The following is a 23,696-nucleotide window of genomic DNA, read 5'->3' as shown; positions in this document are numbered from 1 at the left end:
TCTGCTTATCAGTCAACGTCTGGCCAGGATTCGTCGGGTCCATCCATACCGCCACCCGAGACACCGAGGGAGCAGCCGCCTTGAGGAACTCGAGAGCTTTGGGGACTAGGTCGGGGGCGAGGAAAGACAAGCCCGTGACGTTGCCTCCAGGTCGCGCCAGGCTGGTCACGAGCCCGCTCCCGACGGGATCGCCGACGTTAACCATGACGATCGGGATCGTCTTCGTCGCCTGCTTGGCCGCCAGGGCCGTTGCCGTGTTCTGAGTAACGAGGACATCTACCTTGAGACGAACCAACTCGGCTGCGAAGCCGGAGAGTCGGTCGGCCGCCCCTGGTGCACCTCGGCATTCAATGATGATGTTCTGGCCCTCGACGTAAGCGAGCTCGCGCAGCCCTTGGCGGAATGGGCCCATGATGTCAGGACGAATCGGACACCCTCCATAGCTCAGAAAGCCTACCCGGTAGACCTTGCTCGCCTGCTGCGCGCTCGAAACGGAAGGCGCCGAGCAGAGAGCGACGGCAACTATCAGGAGGAACCTCAGCACTCTGCGTCTCATGGCCTCGGCCCCCTCACCCTCTCCCCTGAGGGGAGAGGGAGGGAATGGAGAGAAATCGACGCCTACTTGGGGACGGCCTGGTAGAGCATGAAGGTGCGGACTCCGGCGGACATCGGATACGGCAGCTCGCCCTTGGGCCCGAACCACTTGTCGTAGATCTCGAAGTACTTGCCGGACTCGATGCCGTCCATCAGCGCGCCGTTGACCACGTTGCGGAAATCCGCGTCGTTCTTCCGCATGGCCATGCCGTACGGCTCGTAGGAGTAGAAGTCGCCCACGATCTCCCACTGCGCCGGGTTGGGCGCCTTGGCCTTGATGCCGGCCAGCTGGATGCCGTCGTTGGTGAAGGCGTCCACCTGCCCCTGCAAGAGGGCCTGGAAGGCCGCCGGCTGGTCAGGGAACTCGCGCAGCTGGGCCTTGGGCGCCTTCTCCCGGATGATCTTGGCGTTGGTCGAGCCCTGCTGGGCCGCAATGCGCTTGCCGTCGATGTCCTTGATGCTGCGGATCTTGCTGCCCTTCTTGACCAGGAACTGGGCGCCCGTCACGAAGAACGTGATAGAAAAGTCCACGCTGTCGCGCCGCGTTCGGGTGTCCGTCATCGTGCCGGCGACAAGATCCACGGCGTTGGAGCTGAGCAGCGCGATGCGCGTGGGCGGCGTGGACTCCTTCTTCTCGACCTTGATCGGCTTACCGAGCTTCTTCTCGAGCGCGGGCTTGATCAGCTCGTCCACGAGGTCGATGGTGAAGCCGACCCATTCGTTCTTGCTGTTGACGTAGGCGAAGGGCGGCGAGCCCGTCCGCGTGCCGATCGTGAGCGTACCGGACTGGTTGATCTTCTCGAGCGTGCCTTGGGCCTGGGCCAAGGCCGGCGTCACCGAGGACGCGAGCACGGCCAGCGCCGCGACAAGAGCCAAAACCCTTTTCATGCGCTACCTCCTTAAGGTTAGTGGGACAGGATCTTGGAGAGGAAGTCCTTGGCGCGGTCGGACTTCGGAGCCGAGAAGAAGTCCTGCGGTGTCGCGGCCTCGACGATCTGGCCCTCGTCCATGAAGGTCACGCGGTGGGCGACGCGGCGGGCGAAGCCCATCTCGTGCGTCACCACCATCATGGTCATGCCCTCCTTGGCGAGGTCGGTCATGACGTCGAGCACCTCGTTGATCATCTCGGGATCCAGCGCGGAGGTCGGCTCGTCGAAGAGCATGATGCGCGGCTGCATGGCGAGCGCGCGCGCGATCGCGACCCGCTGCTGCTGGCCGCCCGAGAGATTGGCCGGGTGCTTGTCGGCTTTGTCCGGGATGCGGACGCGCGCCAGGAGGTCGCGGGCGATCTTCTCCCCCTCGGCCCGGGAGAGGCCCTTGACCTTCATCGGCGCGAGCATGATGTTCTCGATCGCGGTCATGTGGGGGAAGAGGTTGAAGGACTGGAAGACCATGCCGACTTCGGCGCGGAGCTTCGAGAGGTTGACGCCATTACCGCTGATCGGCTCGCCGTAGACCCAGATCTCCCCCTGCTGGATGGGCTCGAGGCGGTTGACACAGCGGATGAGCGTGCTCTTACCCGAGCCCGACGGGCCGCAGACCACGACCACCTCGCCGGGCGCGACGTCGAGCGTGACGTCCTTCAGCACGTGGAGCGGGCCGAACCACTTGTTGACCTGCCTGTACCTGATCGCGGGAACTGCCACGGGCTACTCGATCACGAGGAGGACGTCGCCCGGGTTCACGGCCTGGCCGGCCTCGACGCGGATTTCTTTAACTGTACCCGTAACGCCAGCCTTGAACTCGTTCTCCATCTTCATGGCCTCCAGAATGACCAGACCGTCGCCCGGCTTGACCACCTGGCCGACGGCGACCTCGACGAGCACCACGCGGCCCGGCATGGGCGCCTTGAGCACCTGCCCCCCGGCCGTTGCGGCGCCGCCGCGCGTGCGGATGATGTAGCGCGTCTCTTCCTCCACGCGGATCGCGTAAGCCTCGCCCTCGACGTGGACGACGAAGCACCCGTCCTCTTCGGTGACGTCCGCCGCCGTCGACGCCTGGCCCAGCAGCAGCGACCAGCCGCCGCCGCCCGTCGGCCGCGCGTCCACGTGAAGGACTTCCTCGCCCAGCGCCAAGCGGTAGCGGCCGCCCGAGCCGGTGACGTCCACGGGGATGACGTCGCCGTCGAGCTGGGCCTCGAACTTCACCGCGCCCGCCACTTAGAACCGCCGGGCCGCCCTGACCGCGCCCAGGGGCCCGGCCCCTGCGCCGCTTGCGGCGCCGCCTGGCGTCCCGCGCGCTCGTAGGCCTCGAGCACGGCGGCGATGAGCGCCACGGTGCGGCGCGAGCCGCTGCCGTGGCCGCCCGGCAGGCGCTCCATGAAGTGCGTGTCGAGCTTGCCCGCGGCGAAGTCCGGATGCCGGATGATGCGGCGCAGGACGGGCAGTGTGGTCCGCACGCCGCTCACGTGGTATTCGGCGAGCGCACGATCCATACGGGCGATCGCGGCCTCGCGGTCCGGCGCCCAGACGATGAGCTTGGCCATCAGCGTGTCGTAGTAGCGCGGCACCGTGTAGCCCTCGTAGACGCCCGAGTCGTCGCGCACCCAGGGGCCGCCCGGCGCGCGCAGTCCCAGGATCTTCCCCGGCGAGGGCATGAAGTTGGCGTCGGGGTCTTCGGCGTTGATCCGGCATTCGATGGCGTGGCCGTTGAAGACGATGTCCTCCTGCGTGTAGCCGAGCTTCTCCCCCGCGGCGATCCTGATCTGCTCGCGCACCAGGTCGCGCCCGGTGACGAACTCGGTCACCGGGTGCTCGACCTGCAGCCGCGCGTTCATCTCGAGGAAGTAGAAGTTGCGGTCGCGGTCCACGAGGAACTCGACGGTGCCGGCATTCACGTAGCCCGCCACCGCCGCGATCTTGCAGGCGGCCTCGCCCATCGCCCGCCTCATGGCCGCGTCCACGCATGGAGCCGGGCTCTCCTCGACGAGCTTCTGGTGCCGGCGCTGGATGGAGCACTCGCGCTCACCCAGGTGGACGACGGTGCCGTGGGCGTCGGCCAGGATTTGGATCTCGATGTGGCGCGGCTCGGTAATGTACCGCTCGATGTACACGGACGCGTCGCCGAAGGCCGAGCCCGCCTCGGAGCGCGCGGCACGCAGGGCGCCTTCAAGCTCGGCGTAGGCGTGCACGAGGCGCATACCCTTGCCGCCGCCGCCCATGGCCGCCTTGATCATCACCGGATAGCCGATCTCTCTCGCCACCCGCGCGGCTTCCGCCCCGTCGGCGAGAGGCTCGGAGGTGCCGGGCACGAGCGGCACGCCCAGCTTGGCCGCCACGCGGCGCGCGGCCATCTTGTCTCCCATGGAGCGCACGGCGGCGGGCGGCGGACCGATGAAGACCAGCCCGGCCGCGGCGCACGCCTCGGCGAAGGCGGCATTCTCGGCGAGGAAACCGTAGCCCGGGTGGATCGCCTGGGCGCCCGTGGCGCGGGCGGCCGCGATGATCGTGTCCTGGTTGAGGTAGCTCTCCGCGGCGGGCGCGGGGCCGATGGCCACCGCTTCGTCGGCCTGGAGCACGTGCAGAGCCTCGCGGTCGGCCTCCGAAAAGACGGCGACGGTGCCGATGCCCATCTCGCGGCAGGCGCGGATGACCCGCACCGCGATTTCACCGCGATTGGCGATCAGGACCTTCGTGAAGGGGGGCGTCACGGCGGGGGAAATGATAGCAGGCCCGCCGCAACGGGGCAACGACGCGCCGGGACTATTTGGCGGGCTGCTTCAGGATCTCGAGGAGCAGGCCTTTCACCGCCCGCGTGCTCCAGTCCCGCTCGCCTACGATGCGCGCGACGAGCCGCCCCTGCCGGTCTATGAGATAGGCCGTCGGTGGGCCGAAGACACCGTAACCGAGCCCCGTGACGTCGCCCTTGCGGTCAACGAGGACGGGCGCCGTGTAGCCGCGCTCGGCGGCCGTGCGCTTGACCAGCGCCGGGTCCTCGCGGAAGCTCACGAGCCTGACCTCGAGCCCTTTCGACCGGAGCTCCGTGTAGAGCCTGTTGACGGGAGGCAACTCCTCCCGGCACGTCGGTCACCAGGTCGCCCAGAAGAAGAGCAGCACCACCTTTCCGCGCAGATCTTCGAGGCGCGTCACCTTGCCGTCGGGGTCCGGCAGCTCGAACGCGGGCGCCGGCTTCGGTGGCTCGTAGGGCTGCGCCTCGAGCGCGGCCCAGTTCGGGGCGGCGGCGGCCGTCTGCGCCGCGAGCAGCAGGACTCCGACCGCCGCCGCAAGGCGCATCATGACGCTCCCGACTCCTTGAGCGCCTTGAGCAGGTCGTCGGGCTGGAGCAGGTCGAGCGGGTTGTCCATCACCTTGACGTAGCGGACTACGCCCTGCCGGTCGATGACGATGTAGGCGCGCTTGGCGTAGCGGAAGATGGGGCTCTTCTCGTCCGTCACCATGGCGCCATAGCCCGGCAGCATGGTACGGCGGAAGTCTGAGGCAAGCGAGTGCTTGAGCGGGTTCTGCTTGACCCACGCGTCGAGCGTCGCCGCGTGGTCGGCGCTCACGCCCAGAACCTGGGCGCCCGCGGCTTCGAACTGGGGCATGACCCCGTCGATGCCGAGGATCTCCTTGGTTCAGGTCCCGGTGAAGGCCTGGATGAAGGTATAGATGACGATCGGCCCCTTGCCGAGCATCTCCGACAGCTTGACCGGCTTGCCTCCGGTCCCAGCGATGGTGAAGTCGGGCGCCTTCTGTCCGACATCGAGGGCGGCGGCGGGCCCGGCCAGGACGAGACTCAACAGGGCGCCTGCGAGCACGAGCGGGCGCATGCGCATAGAGCACTCCTTGCGTAGTGGGTTCACTTCTCGGGGACGGCCTTTACGGCCTCCTCCACGAACGAGGTGTCCACAATACTCCTGAGCGGGATCGTGCGCTTCATGAAACCGTTCTGCGTCCACCACTGCATCTGCCTCTCGATGTCGGTGACGAGCAGGCGGCCGTTCCGGTCCTGGAAGGGAAAGCCGAGGCGAATGACCTCGGGCCGCGCCTCCGTGTACTTCGCCGTGATGCGGACCACCTCGTCGTAGTCGGCGCCGGGCGACGGCTTGCCGGCCCTCTGGACCAGCACCGCGTCGTAATAGTAGCGCGAGGCCTTGACGTAGCCCTTCATGAAATCGACCGCCCGCGTGCGGTCGGCCGAGAATTTCTTCGAGTAAAAGACGGTGGCCACCTGCCACGGGTAGAGGTCGCCGGCCCAGAAGAGGATCTTGCCGAAGCCCTGGGACTCCGCCACGCCCGGAAAGGGCTGAGGCAGGAGGATCGCGTCCACCTGCTTGCCCTTGAGCGCCTCCATGGCCGCCGGCATCGTCTGCAGCGGCACCACGCGGACATCCGCCAGCGTGAGCCCGGCCTTCTCGAGGACGTTGCCGAGGTGGTAGTGGAAGGTCGAGCCCAGCGTGGTGATGCCGATGCGCTTGCCCTTGAGGTCCCCGATCCCGCGCAGGCCGCCGTCGTACAGCTCCCGCTGGACCACGATGCCTGTGAGCGGGTAGCCCGGCCACTCGCGTCCCTTGTCGGCCACGATCCACATCTGCTCGCCTCCGAGCACGATGTTGTAGAGGGCCGCCGTGACGCCGGTGGCGCCGACGTCCAGCTGCCCCGTCGCCAGCGCCGTGGCGATGGGCGCGGCAGCCTGGAAGAACACCAGCTCGGGCTCGATGCCGAACTCCTTGAAGTAACCCTTCTCGACGCCGATGAAGAGCGGCGCCGACGAGGTCAGCTTGAGCGCGCCGATCTTGACCTTCTGCTGGCCCTGCGCGGGCGCTGTGCCCGAAAGGACTGCGGCAGCGCAGACCGCCAGGACGAGTGCCGTGATCCGGCGCGGTTCTGGTCCTAGGTAAATCGCCACGGCACCGCCAGCCGCTCGCAGCGAGCGAGCGCCCAGTGTGAGAGCAGGCCGAGGAGAGACAGCACCACGATCCCCACCATGAGCTTGGTGGTGTCCATGATGTTGCCCGCGTGGAGCACGAGGAAGCCGATGCCGGAGTCGGCGGCGATCATCTCGGCCGCGACCAGGAGGAGCAGCGCCGTGCCCGCCCCCAGCTTGAGCCCCGCGAAGATCATCGGCAGGGCCGAAGGCAGGATGACCTTCCGGATCACGCTCCACCTGCCCGCGCCGAACGCGACAGCTGCGCGCACGAGCAACGGGTCCGCTTCACGCACTCCGGCGTACGTGTTGATCGCCATCGGGAAGAAGACGCCCAGCGCGATGACGGCGACCTTGGACGGCTCGCCGATGCCGAGCCAGAGGATCAGGAGCGGCAGTAGCGCGATCTTCGGGATGGGGAAGGTCGCGGCGATGAGCGGCTGGCCCACGGCATCTGCCAGCGAGAAGAACCCGGTTAAGATCCCGACGGCGACGCCGGCGGCGCCGCCCGCGGCAAAGCCAAGCAGGAGCCGGCGCAGGCTCGCGCCGACGTGCACGAAGAGCTGGCCCGAGGCCGCCATCTCGCCCAGCTCCCTCAGCACACCGACCGGCGATGGCAGGAAGAGCGCCGGGATCCAGCCGACGCGCGTCAGCGCCTCCCAGAGAACGAGGAGCCCGGCGAGCGCGGCGACGCGGAGCAGCCGGTGCTCGGGGCGGCGCAGGAAGGCCGCGCGGTCCTGGACGGCCACGCGCGACGGGCCGCTCACGCGCGCCCCTCTCGCAGCGCCGCCTGGGCCTGCGTCTTGATCAGCCCCCAGATGCGCTCTTGCGCGTGGACGAAGGCGGGCTCGCCCATCTGGCCCTCGTGCCGCGGCCGCTTGAGCTCGATAGGCACGACGTCGAGCACCCGTCCCGGCCGCCGCGAAAGCACGACGACGCGGTCGGCCATGTAGACGGCCTCCTGGATGTTGTGCGTGACGTAGACGATGCTCGTGCGCGCCCGCTCCCAGATGCCGAGCAGCTCTTCCATCATGAGCGTGCGCGTCTGGGCGTCGAGGGCCGAGAAGGGCTCGTCCATGAGCAGCACGGCCGGATCCACCGCCAGCGCCCGCGCGATGCCGACCCGCTGCCGCATCCCGCCCGAGAGCTGGTGGGGAAACCTGTCCTCGAAGCCCTCGAGCCCCGTCATGGCGATGAAACGCGCCACGCGCTCCTTCCGTTCCTCAGGCGCCGCCCCCAGCTCCTCGAGGCCGAACTCGACGTTGCCCCGCACAGTCCGCCAGGGGAACAGGGCGAACTCCTGGAAGACCGTGGCCGTCAGCGGCTGGCCGTCCCGGCGCTCGCCTTCGAAGAAGACCTCGCCCGCCGTCGCCGGCAGGAGCCCGGCCATGATGCCGAGGAGCGTGGACTTGCCGCAGCCGGAGGGGCCGAGGACGGCCACGAACTCCTCCGGCTCGACCCTGAGGGCGATGTCCTCGAGGGCGGCCAGCTGCTGGCCGCTCCGGTCGCGATAGGTCTTGGACAGCCGGTCCACGATGACGCGCATGGCGAAACCCGCCACAGCATACCAGCATGGGCCCCGGCTTGCCTCGACCGCGGCCGTCATTTATCATCGGCTGGTATCATCGCCTGGTATCATCGCCCGGCGGCCAACGAACCTTTCCTCTATATCCCGGGAGACCGAGCATGCCTCGAAGAGATTCAGGGCGGGCCGTGATGATCGCGCTGTCGGCGGCGGCGCTCCTGGGCTGCGCCTCGGGGGCCGTGAGCGGGCGTGTCAGTCTGGCGGGTCAGCAGGCGTCGCCGCTCACCATGACGTGGAACTCGGGGCTCTTCGGCGAGAGCGGGAAGATGTCGGCCGTCATGCCCGACGGCGAGCGGTTTTCCGGGAAGTACACGGTCGTGAGCCCCGGCATAACGCGCAGCTCGCTCGAGCCGGCCTGGACCGGAGACGAGCCGGGAGAGAACCAGGGGCAGATCGACGACAGCATGTGGGGGGCCGGGCGGGACGCCATGACCTTCATCAAAACGTATGAGAACAAGGCCGTCGCCACGCTCAAGGGCGACCGCGGCACGACCATGCTCTGTCGCTTCAATCTCGACGCCGGAGGAGCCGGCATGGGCGGCGGCGGCACGGGCGAGTGCCAGACTTCCAAGGGCGCGAAAATCACCGCGTCGTTCTAGTGTCCTGAGACATCGATCACGTGGTCGAGCAGTCATTCCCAATCGTCAGACACCCGCTGCCGGGGACGCGCACGCCGGTTCTGGTGAGCGTGCCGCACTATGGCACGCAGCCGCTGCCGCATATCACCCGCGACGACTATGGCGAGCCCTGGTTTGAGACCTTCGCCTACGGATTCGCCGATACCTTTGCGGGCGATCTCTACGGCGACCTGCACGAGCACGGTGCCACCGTCCTCGCGACGCCCTTTTCGCGCATGTTCGTCGACGTTAATCGCCGCCGCGATGACTTCGAGCGCCACGACGGCGAGGTGCGCTCCCGACGTGGGGTGGTCCGCACCCATACCATGCGCGACGTGCCCATCTTCGCGCGCCCGCTCGGGCTTGCCGACCTCGAACACCGGCTACAGACGCTCTACGACCCCTACTACTCGACCCTGGAGCGCCTGCTCGCCCAGATCCGTGACGCCCACGGCTACGCGATGCTCCTCGATGGCCACACCGGCAGCCCGCGCCGGATGAAGGACCACCAGGTGATCATCGGCACGCGCCACGAGGCTACCTGCGCCCCGCAGCTCGTGGCGACCGTGGCCGCGATCTTCACCCGCCACGGCTTCGAGGTGCACGAAAACGTCAGCGGTTATACCGGCGGCAACATCGTGGCCACGTTCGGCCAACCCAGGACCCGGCGCGTCCACGCCCTCCAGCTGGAGATCAACGCGTCCCTGTTGACCACAACGACCCGCGAGGAATTCATCGCCCACGTGTCGCGAGGGGGACTCCCCGAGAAGGCGGAAGAGAACATCGCCCGTGTTCGCCAGTGCCTCCGGGACGTGCTGGCGGCCCTGCCCTCGGTCCTGGCTACCGTGCACGATGCCTGGTGAGCGTCCGAGATGAGGCCCAGGCGATGAACGTCGAAGGCGCAGAACCCGCGTCGGAACGGCAGATCGCCCGCATCGGCCTGGCCGCCGAGCGCGACTACCTCACCGCCGCCCTCGGCTTCGTCCGCGAGGTCGCGGGCCACGTCGGTCTGGGCACGCGCGACGTCGCGGGGCTCGCGCGCGCCGTCGAGGACGTGTGCCTGAACGTCATCGAGCACGGCTTCGAGCCGGGGCAGCCCGCGAGCTTCGACGTGGTGATCCTGCGACGACCTGGGCAGCTCGTCGTGGCCGTGGAGGATCGGGGCCTACCGTTCGACTGGAGCCGCCTGGAGGCGGGCACGGGCTCGGCCCTGGCCGCCCCCTCGCTCACGGCCGGCATCGACGACGTGCGGTTCGTGAACCTGGGCACCCGGGGCAACCGCGTGGAGATCGTCAAGCGCCTGCCCTTCGACCACATTGAGTCCTACATCGCCGGGAAGGGCGCGGCGCCGGTGGCCGCGTCGACCGAGCCGTCCACCGCTCCAGTGACCGTGCGCTCGATGACGCCCGACGACGCCATCGCCGTGGCGCGCTGCACGTATGCCGTCTACGGCTATACCGTGCCCGACGACTACCTCTATTTCCCCGACCGCATACGGGAGATGCTGCAGGGCGGCCTGCTCGAGGTCTGCGTCGGCGCGACGCCCGATGGCGAGATCGTGAGCTGCCTGACGCGGGAAGTCGCTCGACCCGGTGCGCCTGTCGGCTATCTGGGCGAGGGCATGGTCGATCCCCGCTTCCGGGGCCACCGCCTCCTCGAGCAGATGCTCGCGTTCGTCCAGCACCGCACGGCCGAACAGGGCATGCTCGGGCTTTATGCCGAGGCCGTGACCGTGCACCCATTCTCGCAGAAGAGCAATCTCGCCCTCGGCTTCACGGAAACCGGGATACAGCTCGCCGACGAGGCGCCGACCGTCGTCTTCAAGCAGATCGACGGCGCCGCGGCGCCGAAGCGCACGGCCACCGTGCTCAGCTTCCTCAAGACGAATGAAGACTCGCGGCGCGCGGTGTATCCGCCGACGCATCACCGGGCGATGATCCAGCGCATCTACGAGCGCGGGCGCTTCGAGCGTCACTTCGAGGCGGGGCCGGAGCCCGCCGCATTCCCCAGCGCGGCGCAGCTCAGCGTCGAGGTGTTCCCCAAGTGGAGCGAGGCCTCTCTCCACGTCACCGCCTACGGCGCGGACCTGGCCGACCTCGTGCGATTCCGGCTGCGCGAGCTACGCTTCCGCCGCATCGACTGGATCAGCCTCGACCTGCCGCTGTCCCATCCCGGCGCCCAGCAGCTCTGCGCGCCGATCGAGGCGCTCGGCTTCTTCTTCGCCGGGGTCATCCCCGAGCTTGTCGGTGACGACGTCCTGCGCCTTCAATACCTCAATGAGGTCGAGGCCGATCTCGACTCGGTGCAGCTCGCGTCGGACTTCGGCAAGGAGCTGTTCGCCTACGTCGTGCAAGCGATGAACGCGTCGCCGTAGGCAGGGGGGTCAGGTCTTGCAATCATACATTTCTTCCTCGGCTCCGCCGCCGCGAGCGACCATCTCCTGAGGCCCGATGTCGGATTGCAAGACCTGACCCCGCCCTTCACGGCCTGCGGGCGCGGCGTAGCAGGCGCAGCGTCTCTTCGTAGATGACTCGACGGGGGCCGATGGCTATCAGGTCGATCAGGCGCCGCGGGCCGAACCGGTAGATGATCCGGAACCGGCCGAGCCGAAAGCTCCGGAGCCCGGTGAGGTCATCACGGAGCTCCTTCCCTGCCGACGGGTCAGCGCGGATAACGTCGAGGGCCGCGCGAACCTTGCGCTTGAGATCGGGATGGAGGCCGCGGATCAGTTCCTGGAGGCGGGTTGGGACCCGGAGACGACTGGGGGGCGTCACGGCATACTACTCGTCCGGAATCAGCTCCTTCAGGGTGTAGATTCTCCCCTTCTTTCTGAGTCCTCGCAGCCCCCGCCGGATCTCCGCCATGAGCTCGCGATCCGATTGGATCGCACGCGTCTCCTTCCATCCCTCGTACTCGTCCGGGCTCACCAGGACTGCCGCCGGCCGGCCGTTGCGGGTGATGAGAATCTCCTCGTCCATCGCCGCCACGCGATCCACGAGGAGGCTGAGCTTCGCTCGGGCCTCGGCAAATGGCAGGGTCTTCATCCCCTTCTCCTCCCTTGTGGTCAGAATTCTGAGCAACGATACCGTGGGAGGCGCCGGGTGTCAACCGCCGGAAAGCCCGCCGGCGCTTTGGGGGCGCCGGCGGGTTCGCTGAGATGGACTGCTAGACGGTGACGGTGAGGAAGAGGCTTGCGTCCTGACGCTGGATCCGGAAGAGCATCGGCTTGCCCTTGGCGCGCTTGTCCACGGACTCGCGGAGCTCGGCTACGCTCTTGATGGGCTTCTTGTCCACTTCCACGATCACGTCGCCGCGCTCGAAGCCTGCCTCGGCGGCGGGGCTGCCCTCCTGGACGTTCTGGACCACCAAGCCCTGGGTCGCGCGCACGCCCAGCTGCTGGGCGAGGGCCGGCGTCAGCGGCTGCACCGCCAGGCCCAGCGCGGGCTTGGTCTTCTCACCGCTGTCGGCCTGACCGGGCTCCTTCGCGTCGAGCGCCGCGATCTTGGCCGTCAGTGTCATCGGCATACCGTCGCGCACGACGGACAGCCGCACCTCGCGCCCGACCGGCGTGCCGGCGACGCCGCGCGGCAGGTCGGCGGCGCGCTCCACCTTGCGCCCGTCGTACTCCGTGATGATGTCACCGGACTTGAGACCCGCCCGCTCGGCCGGCGAGCCCTCGGACACGGAGGACACCAGCACGCCGGTGGTCTCGGCCCTGCCGAAGCTCTTCGCGAGGTCGGACGTCACCGACTGGATGCCGACGCCGAGCCAGCCGCGCGTCACCTTGCCCGAGTCCGCAAGTTGGGTCACGACGGACTTCGCGAGCGTCATCGGGATGGCGAAGCCGATGCCCACCGACCCGCCGCTTTGCGAGAAGATCGCCGTATTGATGCCGATGGCCTGGCCGCGCGCGTTGATGAGCGGCCCGCCGCTGTTGCCGGGGTTGATCGAGGCATCGGTCTGGATGAAGTCGTCGTACGGCCCGGCGCCGATGGCGCGCCCGGTGGCGCTCACGATGCCGGTGGTCACCGTCTGCTCGAGGCCGAAGGGATTGCCGATGGCCATGACGGGCTCGCCGACCTGGCTGGCGGACGAGTCGCCGAGCGGGATGACGCTGAGGCCGCTCGCCTCGACCTTGAGGAGCGCGATGTCGGTCTTGGAGTCGCGCCCGATGACCTTGGCGGGCAGCTCACGACCGTCGGAGAGCTTGACCTGCACCTGGCTCGCGCCCTCGACGACGTGGTTGTTGGTCACGATGTAACCGTTCTGGTTGATGATGAAGCCCGAGCCCATGCTGCGCGCGTGGCGCTTTGGGCGGCTGCCGAAGAAGTCCTTGAAGTACCGATCGAACGGGGTCTCCTCGCCGGACGGGCCCTGCATCTCCGGCATCGCCGTCTCAGCACGCTTGGCGCTGACGTTGACGACGGCCGGCTTGAGCTCCCGGCCGATCTTGACCCAGTCGGGCGCCTGCACGGTCGGCGCGGCCGCCGTGATGGCGGACTGTTCCGTCCACAGCGGCGGCTGCGCGCCATTGGTCAGGCCGAAGCCCGTCGTGACGCCGCCCACGGCCAGTGCGGCGACGAGGGCCAGCGCGGGCCAGCCCCACTTCGTGTCTCTGAGAAACGTCTTCATGGTCATCCTCCTCGTGAGTGAAGTGCGCTGAGTTCCTGCCGCAAGCAAACGTAGCAGGCGCTCGTGAGAGGAGGATGAGACCGGGATGAGAAGCTTCTCAGGCGCCCAAACGCTTCTCAGGCTGGTGGCGCGAGCGGCAGGCTGATCGTAAAGCGGCTGCCGGCGCCCGGCGTGCTGTCCACGGCGATGGCGCCGCCGTGGGCATCCACGATGGCCCGCACCAGGGCAAGCCCCAGCCCCGCGCCGCCCGCGTCGCGGCTTCTGGCCGCGTCGAGCCGCACAAAGGGGTCGAAGATGCGCGCGGCGTCGGCGGGATCGATGCCGATGCCGGTGTCGCGGACCACGATGCGAGCCTGCCCCTCCCCCGCCAGCAGGGAGAGCTCGACCTTGCCGCCGGCGGGCGTGTACTTGATGGCATTGTCCACGAGGTTGCCGAGCGCCCGGCGAAGCGCCCCCGCGTCGCCCAGCACCGCCGCCGGCTCGAGCGCATCTGCGCGAACCGTGACGCCCGCGCCCTGGGCGCGGCGAGCGCCGGCCTCGAGCGCCTCCAGGACGAGCGGCTCCAGCTCGACCCGCGCCGGCGGCGGCCCGAGCGCCGCGGCGGAGCGCGAGAAGAGCAGGAGGTCCTCGACGAGGCGGATCAGGTGCTCGACCTCCTCGAGGCCCGACTGGAGCACCCGGCGGTACTCCTCGGGCGAGCGCGCCGCGCGAAGCGCCACCTCCATCTCGCCCTTGAGCGCCGTCAGCGGCGTGCGCAGCTCGTGGGCGGCGTCCGCCGAGAAGCGCTTGGCCTGGGCGAAGGCCGCCTCGAGCCCGGCCAGCATGGTGTTGAGGGTGTCGGCCAGGTGGTCGATCTCGTCATCGGCACCCCGCCGAGCAAGCCGCTGATGCAGATCCTCGGCCGTGATCTGGCGCGCCGCCTCCGACATCCCGCGCACCGGAGACAGCGCACGGCCGGCGAGAACGGCGCCGCCGGCCGCCCCGAGGCCGACCGCCACCGGCACCAGCGCCAGGAGCGTCGTCAGGTAGCGAGCGAGCGCCTCGCGCGTGCGCGCGAGAGGCGCGGAGACCTGGATGATCTCCACCGACCGGCCGGAGCGGAGCACCGGCACGGTCAGAAGCCGAACCGGCCCGCCCCGCGGATCCTCGAGCGTCTCGAAGGTGCGCTGCCCGCGCGCGGCGTTCTCCCGCGCTTCGGGCGACAGCGGGAGGGCGGCGGCGGGCGGAGGCCCCGAGCGGAAGCGCGAGCGCCCCTCGGGGTCGAGGAACTGGAAGAACTGGTCGGAGAAGCCCGGGCCGAGCAGCTCGCGGATCGCCCGCTCGACCTCCGAACCGCCGGCGCCGCGCTCGTCGGTCTCGCGGACGATCTGCGCCACGGTCGCGAGCGAGGCGTCCACCTGCTGGAGCAGGCTCCAGCGGAGGGCGGAGTAGGACAGCGCGCTCACCACGGCCAGGATGGCAAGCAGCGCTGCCGCGTACCAGATCGTGAGCCGCGCGCGGATCGACAGCGGCCTCACGGCTCGTCCTTGAGCACGTACCCGACGCCCCGCACGGTGTGCAGGAGCCGCCGCTCGCCCGGCCCCTCGATCCGCCTACGGAGGTAGCCGACGTAGACGTCGACCACGTTGCTCTCGGGGTCGAAGTCGAGGCCCCAGACGTGCTGGGCCAGCATGGGCCGGGTCAGCACGCGGCCGGCGTTGCGCAGGAAGTACTCGAGCAGCGTGTGCTCGCGGGCCGTCAGCTCGACGCGGCGAGCGCCGCGCCGGACCTCCCGAGTGGCCGGGTCGAGAGTGAGGTCGGCCAGCCGGAGCACGGGCGCGGGCCCGCCGCCGCCCCGGCGCAGGAGCGCGCGCACCCGGGCCAGGAATTCCTCGAAGGCGAAGGGCTTGCTCAGGTAGTCGTCGGCGCCGAGATCGAGGCCCGTGACCCTGTCGCTGACAGCATCGCGGGCCGTGAGCATCAAGACCGGCATGCGGAGGCCCTCCTGGCGGAGCGCCTTGAGCACGCCGAACCCGTCGCCCTTGGGCAGCATGACGTCGAGGACCACGAGGTCCCAGGGCGCGCCGTCGGTGGCGCGCTCGACCGCGGCGGCGCCGTCGCCGGCGACCTCGACCGCGTGCCCTTCCTCCTCGAGGCCCTTCCGGATGAAGCTCGCGACCTTTCTGTCGTCCTCGACCACCAGGATGCGCATACCCGACCAGTTGTCGCCCACGCGCCGCGCCCTGTCAATGCCGCCGCGGACGTCGTGCTATGCTCGCGCCCGCCGTGCTCGACCCGAGCCACCTCTTCCAGCACCTCGGCTACGCCGCGATCCTCGTGATCGTCCTCTTGGGCAACGCGGGCGTGCCCGCGCCCGAGGAGTCCGTCCTCGTCCTGGCCGGCTACCTCGCGTGGCACGGGCACCTCCACCTGCCCCTCGTGATCCTCGTGGGCGTGGTGAGCGCAAGCCTCGGCGACAACCTGGGCTTCTGGGCGGGGCGGCACTACGGCCGGCGGGCCGTCGCGCGCCTGCCGCTGCCGCCCGCGCGAGTGGCGCAGGCCCAGGCGCTCATCGCGCGCTACGGCGCGCGAGCCGTATTCGTGGCGCGCTTCGTGCCGGGTCTGCGCACCGTCGCGGGACCACTCGCGGGCGCGGGCGGGCTCCCGCCACTCCGATTCTTCGCCGCCAACCTCCTGGGCGCCATCTGCTACGTCCCGTGGCCCGTGCTCGTGGGCTACGGCGTGGGCTACGGCCTCGGCGACTGGGTCGAACGGCTGCGCCGCGCGGTGGGGTTAAAGGAAGACGCCGCGCTGTTCGCTGCGATCCTGGCCGTGGCGGCACTGGCTTTCATCGCGATGGCGTGGGCCCGCGACCGGCGAGCCGCCCGGCCCGCCGGTCGCGGTGACGCACGCGACATCTGAGGAGCGCCCCGGGGCGCGGGCGAGGGCGGCCGCCCGCGTGAAGCCCGCCTCGCGCCTCGTTGGATCGCTGTCGTCTGCTTCTCCGGCCGCTCACGCGGCAGGGGCTCGCGCTTCCCTTGACGACGCCCCTGTCCCGGGAGCCGGAGCGCCGCAGGAGCCGGATCAGAGCCGGGCGGTCTCGGCTCCAGGGAGGCCTCCGGGGCCGGCGGCTCGACGACGCTGGGGTCTTTCAGGGGGTCTTGGAGGCCCGCTGTATGGGGCCGCGTGATGCGAACTGGCGTTAATGTTTCCTACGCTCACCGGAGCTTCCAGTATCAGGCCGGGACGAACCGCGCCGTCGTCCATTTCTACAACCAGCGCGGGACGGCGGAGTAGTGGATCAAGAAGGGTAAGGAAGCCACCCACTGGACCCGGCTCTCCCGCCACCGCTTTCGGGCCAACATCGAGCGACTCGTGTGGCACCCCACATGATCGCAGGCCCCAAGGGGGGTGAGACGGGAGCAAAACGGACCCGGTGGGGGTGTCTCTGAGGTGCGTAGTCACGGGTAGCACACCTTCGCAGCACGCGGCGTCAGCGGTGCCGGCGCCCCCGGCTCTTTGGGCGCTCAGGATTGACCTCTCCCGGGCACTCTGGCAGGATCGACGCACGATGCGAGACGCTTCATCCGCCGCGACCGCAAGCTCGGCCTCGGCTCGGCCTGCACCACCACCTTCGCATGGACCCTCGAGCGCGAGGACGCGGGCGTGATTGTGATGGGCGCCGAGCGCCCCGCGATCCCTGGCAGACCGGCCGCCTGCTCGATGTGGCGGTCCGCGCTGGCGACGCTCTTGCTCCTCGCATGGCAACGGAGGCGCGATTGAGCCTCGCCCCCGCTGCTGCAACCTCCACCGGCCCCGGTCGCATCTCTCCGCGGGCGGCCGTCACCTGGCTGATCGTCGTCAGCGGACTCTTGCGGCTCGTCGTCGCATGGGGCGACGGGCTCTGCTTCGGCGAGTCCTACTACTTCTCGTGCGCGCTCCACCCGAGCCTTTCTTACCACGATCACCCTCCTCTCTCCATGCTCCTCGGCACCCTGAGCCTCCTCTTGAGCGGCGAGGTGGGACGCCTCGTCCTGCGCTGGCCGTTCATCGTCCTGTTCGCCGGGACCACCTCGCTCATGTTCCTGTTGGGACGGCGGCTGTTCGGACCGTGGCCCGGCTTCTATGCCGCGCTCCTCCTCAACCTCGCTCCCGTCTTCTCGTTGAGCGTCGGCATCTTCTTGCAGCCCGAAGGGCCGTTGATGTTCTTCTCGCTCGCCTGCGTCTGGTGCCTGACGCATCTCCTCGTGGGGCCGCCGCCGCGCCGGCCGCTCGCGTGGTGGGCGGCCGCCGGCGCCATGCTGGGCCTCGCCATGCTGAGCAAGTACGCGGCCGTGCTCCTCGTGGCCGGTGCCGGGCTTTACGTGCTGACCCACCGTGAGCAGCGCCGTTGGCTCGCCCATCCGGGACCCTATCTCGCCCTCGCCGTCGCCTTACTGTTCTTCACCCCGGTGCTGGTGTGGAACGCGCAGCACGAGTGGATCTCCTTCATCTTCCAGAGCACCCGAGGGCTCCAGACCTACTCCGGGATCCGCCTGGACTGGCTGCTCGTCAATATCGCCGGGCAGTCGCTCGCGCTCCTGCCCTGGCTCTGGGCCGCGCTCGTGATCGAGCTGATCACCTCGTTCGGGCGCCGGCCGCCGCAGCCCGAGCGACGATTCATCGCGTGGCTGGCGGTGACGCCGATCGTGCTCTTCACCGGGGTCGCCGCCTATGCGAGCGTGAGCCAGCGTCACTTCCACTGGCCGGCGCCGGGCTACCTCCTGCTCTTCCTGCCCCTGGGCGACACGCTGTACCGCGGCCTCACCCGCGGGAGCGCTGCCTACCGCTGGTCGCTCCGGGTCACCGCCGTCGTCTCGCTCGTCGCCATGGCCGTGCTCACGACGCATACCGGAACGGGCTGGCTCAAGGATCTACCGGGGCTCGCCAAGCTCCTTCCAGGTATCGAGGATCCCACCGATCCCACCGATCCCACCTTCGAATGTGTCGACTTCACGGGTCTTGAGCGCGCCTTCGCCGAGCGCGGGCTCCTCGATCGGAAGGACATCTTCGTCTTCACGGATTGGTGGTTCCTGGCGGGCAAGGTCGACTATGCCCTCAAGGGCAAGCTGCCCGTGCTTGCTTTCACGCGCGGCGGCAACCCGCGGGCCTTCGCCTTCTTCGACCGCTCCGAGCGCTGGCTCGGCAAGGACGGCATCTTCGTCACCACGAAGACGCTGGCGGAGGTCAGAGACCGCTACGGCCGCTACTTCGTCCGCATCAGCCCCCTGGGTGAGGTTGACGTTGGGCGGGCCGGCCGCTCGGAGGCCACGCTCAACCTCTACCGCGGCGAGACCCTCACGACTCCTTACCCGCAGCCCTACGGCTGAGCGCGCCCCGATGGATACGACGACATGACGGGCTATCCGGTCAGTAGACCCGATCTCAACGGACGGGAAGAGGAGTACGTCCTGCAGGCCCTCCGCGAGAACACCATCTCCTCGCTGGGGCGCCACGTCGGGGAGTTCGAACGGGCGTTTGCGGCGTTTCATCGGATCCCGTGGGCGGTGGCGGTGTCCAACGGGACTGCGGCGTTACACCTGGCCCTGCACGCCCTGGGCCTCGGACCGGGCGACGAGGTGATCGTCCCCGATCTGACCTTCGTGGCGACGGCGAACGCGGTCGCGTACACGGGCGCCACCCCGGTCATCGTGGACGTGGACCCGGCGAGCTGGACCATCGACGTGGACCAGGTGGCCCGAGCCATCACGGAGCGGACTCGGGCGGTGGTCGCCGTCCACCTCTACGGCATGCCGGCGCGGATGCGCACGCTGCGGGCCCTCGCGACGGGTCGGGGCATCGCGCTCGTCGAGGACGCCGCCGAAGCCCTCGGCGCTCGAGACGAAGGCCGGCTCGTGGGGACCGCCGGCGACGCCGGGTGCTTCTCGTTCTACGGGAACAAGATCGTCACCACCGGCGAGGGGGGCATGGTCATCGCCGCGAGCGCGCGCCTGGACCAGCGGCTGCGACACCTGCGGGACCACGCGATGTCTGCCGAGCACCGGTACCACCACGACGAAGTCGGGTTCAACTACCGGCTGACGGCCGTGCAAGCCGCCATCGGGCTCGCGCAGGTGGAGCGGCTCGGGAGCTTCCTCGACGAGCGCGGGAAGATCGAGCGCTGGTACCGACGGGAGCTGTCCGGCGCCCGCGGCGTGGTCTTCCAACACGGGCCCGCCGGGTCCGAGCCGGTCTGCTGGCTCTTCACGTGCCGGATCGCGGGCTGCACCCGCGAGCGGCGTGACTGGATCATCGCGCGACTCCGGGAGCAGGGCGTGGACAGCCGGCCGGCCCTCAGACCCATGCGGAGCCTGCCGATGTACGCGGGGCCGACGCTGCCGAACGCCCAGCGCATCTCCGACGAAGGCATCAGCCTACCGACCTTCGTCGGGCTACGGGAGCCGGACGTGACCGCCATCTGTGGCATCCTTCGACGGCTCGTCTAGACCGCGATGGTGTCCATCGTCCTGCCGACGTACAACGAAGCCGAGACCATCCGTGAGTTCCTCCGGGAAGTGATCGCGTCCGTGGGCTTCCTCGGGCAGGCCTGCGAGATCCTGGTCCTCGACGACCGGAGCCCGGACGGCACGGGCAAGATCGTGGCGGAGGAGTTCGCGGGGTGCGAGATGGTCCGGATCATCGAGCGGGCGGGCGGGCGCGGCCTGGGGGTGTCGGTCCGGGAAGGGCTTGAGCGCTCGAAGGGGAGCGTCGTGGTAGTGATGGACGCGGATTTCAACCATGACCCGCGCCTGATCCCGTACCTGGTCCGGCTCCTCGACGTGTTCGATCTCGTGGTGGGCTCACGCTTCGCGTCCAACGGCGGCATGCAGGAGCCGATTCGACAGTGGGGCAGCGCAGGGCTGAATGCGGTCGTCCGGTTGATTCTGAGAACGCGGATCCAGGACAACCTGAGCGGTTTGTTCGCGATCCGCCGCGAAGGGCTTCAGAAGCTTCCGTACGATCGAATCTTCTGGGGGTACGGGGACTACTTCTTCCGTCTCCTGTTCTTCGCGCTCCGTGTCCCGTTGAGAATCGTGGAGATGCCGGTCGTGTACGGACGCCGGTTGGGTGGCGCGAGTAAGACGGCATTGGTCAGGACGGGCTGCCGGTACCTCTACGAGATCGCGAGGCTCCGGTATAGCTCCTGGAGACATCCGGAGCCGCGGCAGACGCGCCCCGCCTTTCTCTACGAGTGGCCGCCGAGGAGAGGCGGTGATCGGGAGAAACCATGAGGCGTCCCGCAACCCGCCAGGGGCTCTGGCTCGCCCTCGCGCTCGCCATCACCCTGTTCAGCTACCTCTATCACCTCGACGGCCGCAACATTCTCAAGAGCCCGGACGAGGGATTCTACGTGCAGATCGCACGCATGACGGCCGAACAGGGGAAGCTCCTCCCGCTCGTCTGTGAACGGGGCATCTGCAACGACAAGCCGCCGCTGCTCTTCTGGCAAGGGATCGCCTCGACCTCCTGGGCCAGGGCCTGGACCCTCTGGGCCCTGAGGCTCCCCAGCGTGCTCTACACGGCCGCGACTGCGCTCCTCGTGGCGCTCCTCGCCGGACGACTCGCCCGCGACTGGAGGAAGGCGTGGCTTGCCGCCCTTCTCTTCACCGCGGCGCTCTCCACTGTCCAGCACGGCCGCCCGTTCCTCACCAACTCGCCCGAGACCTTCTGGCTGTTCGCGCCGGTCGTTATTCTGCTTCTGGTCGGCGAGCTCTCCTGGCCGGTGGCGGTCGTCTCCGGGCTCTGCCTGGGCATGGGCGCGCTCTATAAGTCGTTCTTCCTGGTCGTCCCCGTCACCGCCGCCGTCGGCCTCATCCAGTGGCGCCACCACCGGTGGAACCCGCTCCAAGTCCTCCGCCAGGACGCCGGCCGCCTCGCCGCGATGGCCGGGATCGGACTCGCCCTGTTCGCGCTCTGGCTCGCGTTCGATCCCTACCCCGGCGCCATCGTCCACGACTTTATCGGCCGGGAGAACATCAACAAGTTCCGGCATACGGGCTATCTCAAGGGCCTCGTGAGCGGCAAATATTCCGCGATCACCGCGATCTGGCTCGGCGACTTCACCAATTTCGGGTTCCTGGCCTTCGCCCTCCTGGGCCTCGTGGTGATGACGCTGCTCCGGTGGCGGAAGGGGAGCGCCGGCGGGGGGGTCGGCGCGGGCGACTCTTTCGGGACGGCACCGCTGGCGGATGCTGATGGCCCGCTCACCGGCGCCGAGCGGGACCTGTGGTGCTACGTCGTCGCGTTCCTCATCAGCTACACCGCGCCATACCAGCGGCAGGAGAACTACATCCTCCCCACTGTGGCGGCGCTCTCTGTGCTGCTCGCGCTCCGGTGGGAGCGGATCCCGGCGTGGTTCCTCCGCCTCTCTGGCGCCGCGGCCGTCATCTTCATCGGCGCGCTCGCCTGGCTGATCCGCGGCCTGCCGCACGCCGTCCCCGACGTCATCTACGCCGCGTGGCAGCTCGTCGGGATCGGGGCGCTGCTCATGCTGGCCCTGTCAGCGGTCGTGGGAACGGGGGCCGGCGTGCGGTGGCGGCTCCCCGCGGCGGTCGCCGGGACGTGGCTCGCCCTCGGCCTCGCGCTCTCGCCCTTCGACGGCCCGTTTCTCCCCTCTCCGGGCGGCCCGGGGCTCGAGGCGCTCCGGGGCCGGACAATCCTCTTTCCCTTGGCGTGGCCCGAGCGCCACGAGCGGCACCGGTTCGACGTGCCGGGTTCGCAGGTGGCGCCGTTCGACCCGCGGGATCCCGTCGCCACCGCGACGCTCATCGCCCAGGGCCGGCTGATGGCGCTCCCGATCGCCCCCGATGCCGCGCCCCCGGCGGGGCACACGGTCTACGCCGAGCGACTCGACCTCCGTATCGGCCTCGCATTCACCGAGGTATGGGAGCTCGTGCTGGGACGCCGCTTCGACCTCCTCGTTCAGCGCCTCGTCATCATCGAGGGACCGCGCGACAGCGCTCGCTAGAGCTTCGGGGCGATCTCCGAGGCGAAGACCTCCAGGTGCTCCATCTCGTCGAAGACGGGATTGAGCATGAGCATGCCCGCGCCGGCGGCCGCCACCCGCGCGAGCCCGTCCACGCACTCCCAGGGCGTCCCCCAAATCGAGACCTCTTCGGCCATCTGGGGCCGGCCGTAGAAGGCGCCGAACCACTCGGTGAGCCGCTTCCCCGCCCGCGCCTTGTCGCGATCCACGGCGATGTAGACGCGCTTGGCCACGGGGAACGCCGCCGGTTCGCGCTTGGCCTCGGACAGGAGCCCGCGCAGGAGCTTCACCTCGTCGGCGAACTTGGCCGTCGAGAGTGAGCCCGCGCCCATGAAGCCGTCGCCCAGCGCGACTGCGCGCTTGAGCGCATTGGGATGGTGGGCGCCGAACCAGAGCGGCGGGTACGGCTTCTGCACGGGCTTCGGCTCCTGGGGCAGGTTGTTGAGCCTGAAGAACTGGCCCTCGAAGGTGACGCGCGGCTCGGTCCAGAGCCGCTTCATCACCTCGATGCCCTCGGCGAAGCGCGCGGCGCGGCGCTCGAGATTGAGGCCGTAGGCCGGATAGAGAGCGGGCTGGCCGCCCAGCCCCACGCCGACCATGAGCCGGCCGCCGCTCAGGTGATCGAGAGTGGTCAGGCTCTTGGCCGTGTGCACTGGATCGCGCAGCCCGGTGAGCAGCACGGCCGAGCCGAGCCTCATCCGCGTGGTGACGGCCGCGGCGTAGGTCAGCAGCTCGATCGGCTCGAGGCTCGGGATCGCGCCAACGATCTGCTCGACCACCCAGGCGCTGTGAAAGCCCAGCGCTTCGGCCCGCGCCAGATACGTTCGAATGAAGCCCGGATCCACCGGACGGCCGGGGAAGGTCTGAGGGATGGACACGGCCAGGTCGATGCGGCTCGTCACGTTCCGACCTCCTTGGAAAGCCGCCGGCCGAGACGGACGGCGAACTCATCGGGACGGCTCGGCGAGAGTACCACGAGGCCTCCCGCGGTGTGGAGGTACACGAGATCGGTGGTGTTGGTGATGGCGAGATAGTGCCAGCCCGTCCGCCGGTTCCACCGGGACCCCTGGGAGCCGAAGAGGACGTTGAGTCCGACGGCGCCGACGCCGCCTACCGAGCGAGGCTTGCGGTCCACTGAGCGGATGAGAGCGTACGGGATGAGCCGCGAGAGCCAGCGCCGCTCGATCCTGACGCCATCCGCCTCCAGCGCGAAGCCGGCGGGAGCGAGCCCCTGCACGACCCAGAGACCGAGGAGGAAAGGCAGCGGCAGGATGAGCAGGCTCACATCGCCGGAGGTGGCGACCATCGCGACCGAGAGGACGAACGGAACGCCGAAGCCGAGCCCCAGCCCCACGATCCCGGCGATCAGGCGCTGGCGGCGGCCGAGGACGGCCGGATA

Annotated in this window: 26 protein-coding genes; 8 read left to right on the top strand and 18 right to left on the bottom strand. The window is 69.3% G+C overall.

The genetic code is table 11. From position 1 onward, the window contains the following. The 11 genes from VGV06_13915 to VGV06_13865 all read right to left on the bottom strand — a co-directional run. On the bottom strand, positions 1-544 hold a 544-nt coding region (locus VGV06_13915), incomplete at its 3' end, for an ABC transporter substrate-binding protein (GenBank protein HEV2056249.1). 74 nt (positions 545-618) lie between these two features. After that, positions 619-1,482: a transporter substrate-binding domain-containing protein gene (locus tag VGV06_13910; protein ID HEV2056248.1), complete on the bottom strand. Its 864-nt coding sequence runs from the start codon at positions 1,480-1,482 to the stop codon at positions 619-621. 17 nt (positions 1,483-1,499) lie between these two features. Continuing rightward, positions 1,500-2,225 carry an amino acid ABC transporter ATP-binding protein gene (locus VGV06_13905; protein ID HEV2056247.1) on the bottom strand — a complete coding sequence of 242 codons (726 nt, stop codon included), beginning with the start codon at positions 2,223-2,225 and terminating at the stop codon, positions 1,500-1,502. A gap of 18 nt (positions 2,226-2,243) precedes the next feature. After that, a complete protein-coding gene (locus tag VGV06_13900; GenBank protein ID HEV2056246.1) occupies positions 2,244-2,753 on the bottom strand; it encodes a biotin/lipoyl-containing protein in 510 nt (169 codons plus the stop codon). After that, positions 2,738-4,243: an acetyl-CoA carboxylase biotin carboxylase subunit gene (gene accC, locus VGV06_13895; protein HEV2056245.1), complete on the bottom strand. Its 1,506-nt coding sequence runs from the start codon at positions 4,241-4,243 to the stop codon at positions 2,738-2,740. Before accC ends, VGV06_13900 begins: the two co-directional genes overlap by 16 nt. Before the next feature lie 52 nt (positions 4,244-4,295). Then, the gene (locus VGV06_13890) at positions 4,296-4,826 is read right to left on the bottom strand and encodes a TlpA disulfide reductase family protein (GenBank protein ID HEV2056244.1); all 531 of its coding nucleotides are present in this window, start codon (positions 4,824-4,826) and stop codon (positions 4,296-4,298) included. After that, complete coding sequence (locus VGV06_13885; protein ID HEV2056243.1) at positions 4,826-5,158, bottom strand: redoxin domain-containing protein; 333 nt, start codon at positions 5,156-5,158, stop codon at positions 4,826-4,828. Before VGV06_13885 ends, VGV06_13890 begins: the two co-directional genes overlap by 1 nt. Before the next feature lie 9 nt (positions 5,159-5,167). Beyond that, positions 5,168-5,368, bottom strand: coding sequence for a hypothetical protein (locus VGV06_13880; GenBank protein HEV2056242.1), 201 nt, complete (start codon positions 5,366-5,368; stop codon positions 5,168-5,170). A gap of 23 nt (positions 5,369-5,391) precedes the next feature. Next, complete coding sequence (locus tag VGV06_13875; protein HEV2056241.1) at positions 5,392-6,441, bottom strand: ABC transporter substrate-binding protein; 1,050 nt, start codon at positions 6,439-6,441, stop codon at positions 5,392-5,394. Further along, positions 6,426-7,226, bottom strand: a complete 801-nt coding sequence (locus VGV06_13870; protein HEV2056240.1) for an ABC transporter permease — start codon at positions 7,224-7,226, stop codon at positions 6,426-6,428. Before VGV06_13870 ends, VGV06_13875 begins: the two co-directional genes overlap by 16 nt. Next, the gene (locus tag VGV06_13865) at positions 7,223-8,065 is read right to left on the bottom strand and encodes an ABC transporter ATP-binding protein (GenBank protein HEV2056239.1); all 843 of its coding nucleotides are present in this window, start codon (positions 8,063-8,065) and stop codon (positions 7,223-7,225) included. The genes VGV06_13870 and VGV06_13865 overlap by 4 nt, the downstream gene beginning before the upstream one ends. 80 nt (positions 8,066-8,145) lie before the next feature. Between VGV06_13865 and VGV06_13860 the strand changes: the two genes are divergently transcribed. From VGV06_13860 to VGV06_13850, 3 genes are all read left to right on the top strand, one after another. Continuing rightward, positions 8,146-8,643, top strand: a complete 498-nt coding sequence (locus VGV06_13860) for a hypothetical protein (protein ID HEV2056238.1) — start codon at positions 8,146-8,148, stop codon at positions 8,641-8,643. An 83-nt stretch (positions 8,644-8,726) separates the two neighbouring features. Beyond that, complete coding sequence (locus tag VGV06_13855) at positions 8,727-9,524, top strand: N-formylglutamate amidohydrolase (protein HEV2056237.1); 798 nt, start codon at positions 8,727-8,729, stop codon at positions 9,522-9,524. Further along, positions 9,521-11,035 carry an ATP-binding protein gene (locus VGV06_13850; GenBank protein HEV2056236.1) on the top strand — a complete coding sequence of 505 codons (1,515 nt, stop codon included), beginning with the start codon at positions 9,521-9,523 and terminating at the stop codon, positions 11,033-11,035. The genes VGV06_13855 and VGV06_13850 overlap by 4 nt, the downstream gene beginning before the upstream one ends. A gap of 106 nt (positions 11,036-11,141) precedes the next feature. Here the strand turns inward: VGV06_13850 and VGV06_13845 are convergent, their stop codons facing one another. The 5 genes from VGV06_13845 to VGV06_13825 all read right to left on the bottom strand — a co-directional run bounded on the left by VGV06_13845 (position 11,142) and on the right by VGV06_13825 (position 15,484). After that, positions 11,142-11,435 carry a type II toxin-antitoxin system RelE/ParE family toxin gene (locus VGV06_13845; GenBank protein ID HEV2056235.1) on the bottom strand — a complete coding sequence of 98 codons (294 nt, stop codon included), beginning with the start codon at positions 11,433-11,435 and terminating at the stop codon, positions 11,142-11,144. Between the two features lie 6 nt (positions 11,436-11,441). Then, complete coding sequence (locus VGV06_13840; GenBank protein HEV2056234.1) at positions 11,442-11,705, bottom strand: type II toxin-antitoxin system Phd/YefM family antitoxin; 264 nt, start codon at positions 11,703-11,705, stop codon at positions 11,442-11,444. Between the two features lie 121 nt (positions 11,706-11,826). Beyond that, positions 11,827-13,293 carry a DegQ family serine endoprotease gene (locus tag VGV06_13835; protein HEV2056233.1) on the bottom strand — a complete coding sequence of 489 codons (1,467 nt, stop codon included), beginning with the start codon at positions 13,291-13,293 and terminating at the stop codon, positions 11,827-11,829. A 116-nt stretch (positions 13,294-13,409) separates the two neighbouring features. Continuing rightward, positions 13,410-14,810: an ATP-binding protein gene (locus VGV06_13830; protein HEV2056232.1), complete on the bottom strand. Its 1,401-nt coding sequence runs from the start codon at positions 14,808-14,810 to the stop codon at positions 13,410-13,412. Continuing rightward, positions 14,807-15,484, bottom strand: a complete 678-nt coding sequence (locus tag VGV06_13825) for a response regulator transcription factor (protein HEV2056231.1) — start codon at positions 15,482-15,484, stop codon at positions 14,807-14,809. The genes VGV06_13830 and VGV06_13825 overlap by 4 nt, the downstream gene beginning before the upstream one ends. Before the next feature lie 59 nt (positions 15,485-15,543). Between VGV06_13825 and VGV06_13820 the strand changes: the two genes are divergently transcribed. The 5 genes from VGV06_13820 (at position 15,544) to VGV06_13800 (ending at position 22,279) form a co-directional block, all read left to right on the top strand. Continuing rightward, on the top strand, positions 15,544-16,194 hold the full coding sequence (locus VGV06_13820; GenBank protein HEV2056230.1) for a DedA family protein: 651 nt from the start codon (positions 15,544-15,546) through the stop codon (positions 16,192-16,194). An 857-nt stretch (positions 16,195-17,051) separates the two neighbouring features. Next, positions 17,052-18,641: a glycosyltransferase family 39 protein gene (locus VGV06_13815; protein ID HEV2056229.1), complete on the top strand. Its 1,590-nt coding sequence runs from the start codon at positions 17,052-17,054 to the stop codon at positions 18,639-18,641. A 24-nt stretch (positions 18,642-18,665) separates the two neighbouring features. After that, entirely contained in the window at positions 18,666-19,757 is a 1,092-nt protein-coding gene (locus VGV06_13810) for a DegT/DnrJ/EryC1/StrS family aminotransferase (GenBank protein HEV2056228.1), read from the top strand. A 6-nt stretch (positions 19,758-19,763) separates the two neighbouring features. Then, on the top strand, positions 19,764-20,543 hold the full coding sequence (locus tag VGV06_13805) for a glycosyltransferase (protein HEV2056227.1): 780 nt from the start codon (positions 19,764-19,766) through the stop codon (positions 20,541-20,543). Next, positions 20,540-22,279 carry a phospholipid carrier-dependent glycosyltransferase gene (locus tag VGV06_13800; GenBank protein HEV2056226.1) on the top strand — a complete coding sequence of 580 codons (1,740 nt, stop codon included), beginning with the start codon at positions 20,540-20,542 and terminating at the stop codon, positions 22,277-22,279. Before VGV06_13805 ends, VGV06_13800 begins: the two co-directional genes overlap by 4 nt. Here VGV06_13800 and VGV06_13795 read toward each other — a convergent pair. Continuing rightward, positions 22,276-23,199 carry an LLM class flavin-dependent oxidoreductase gene (locus VGV06_13795; protein HEV2056225.1) on the bottom strand — a complete coding sequence of 308 codons (924 nt, stop codon included), beginning with the start codon at positions 23,197-23,199 and terminating at the stop codon, positions 22,276-22,278. The two genes, VGV06_13800 and VGV06_13795, sit on opposite strands and share 4 nt — an antisense overlap. After that, a complete protein-coding gene (locus VGV06_13790; protein ID HEV2056224.1) occupies positions 23,196-23,651 on the bottom strand; it encodes a PH domain-containing protein in 456 nt (151 codons plus the stop codon). The genes VGV06_13795 and VGV06_13790 overlap by 4 nt, the downstream gene beginning before the upstream one ends. Between the last annotated feature and the right edge of the window lie 45 nt (positions 23,652-23,696).

The sequence above is a fragment of the Candidatus Methylomirabilota bacterium genome (assembly GCA_035936835.1).
GTDB lineage: Bacteria > Methylomirabilota > Methylomirabilia > Rokubacteriales > CSP1-6 > AR37.
Note: the sequence above shows the minus strand (reverse complement) of the source record. Positions and strands in the feature narration are given on the sequence as shown.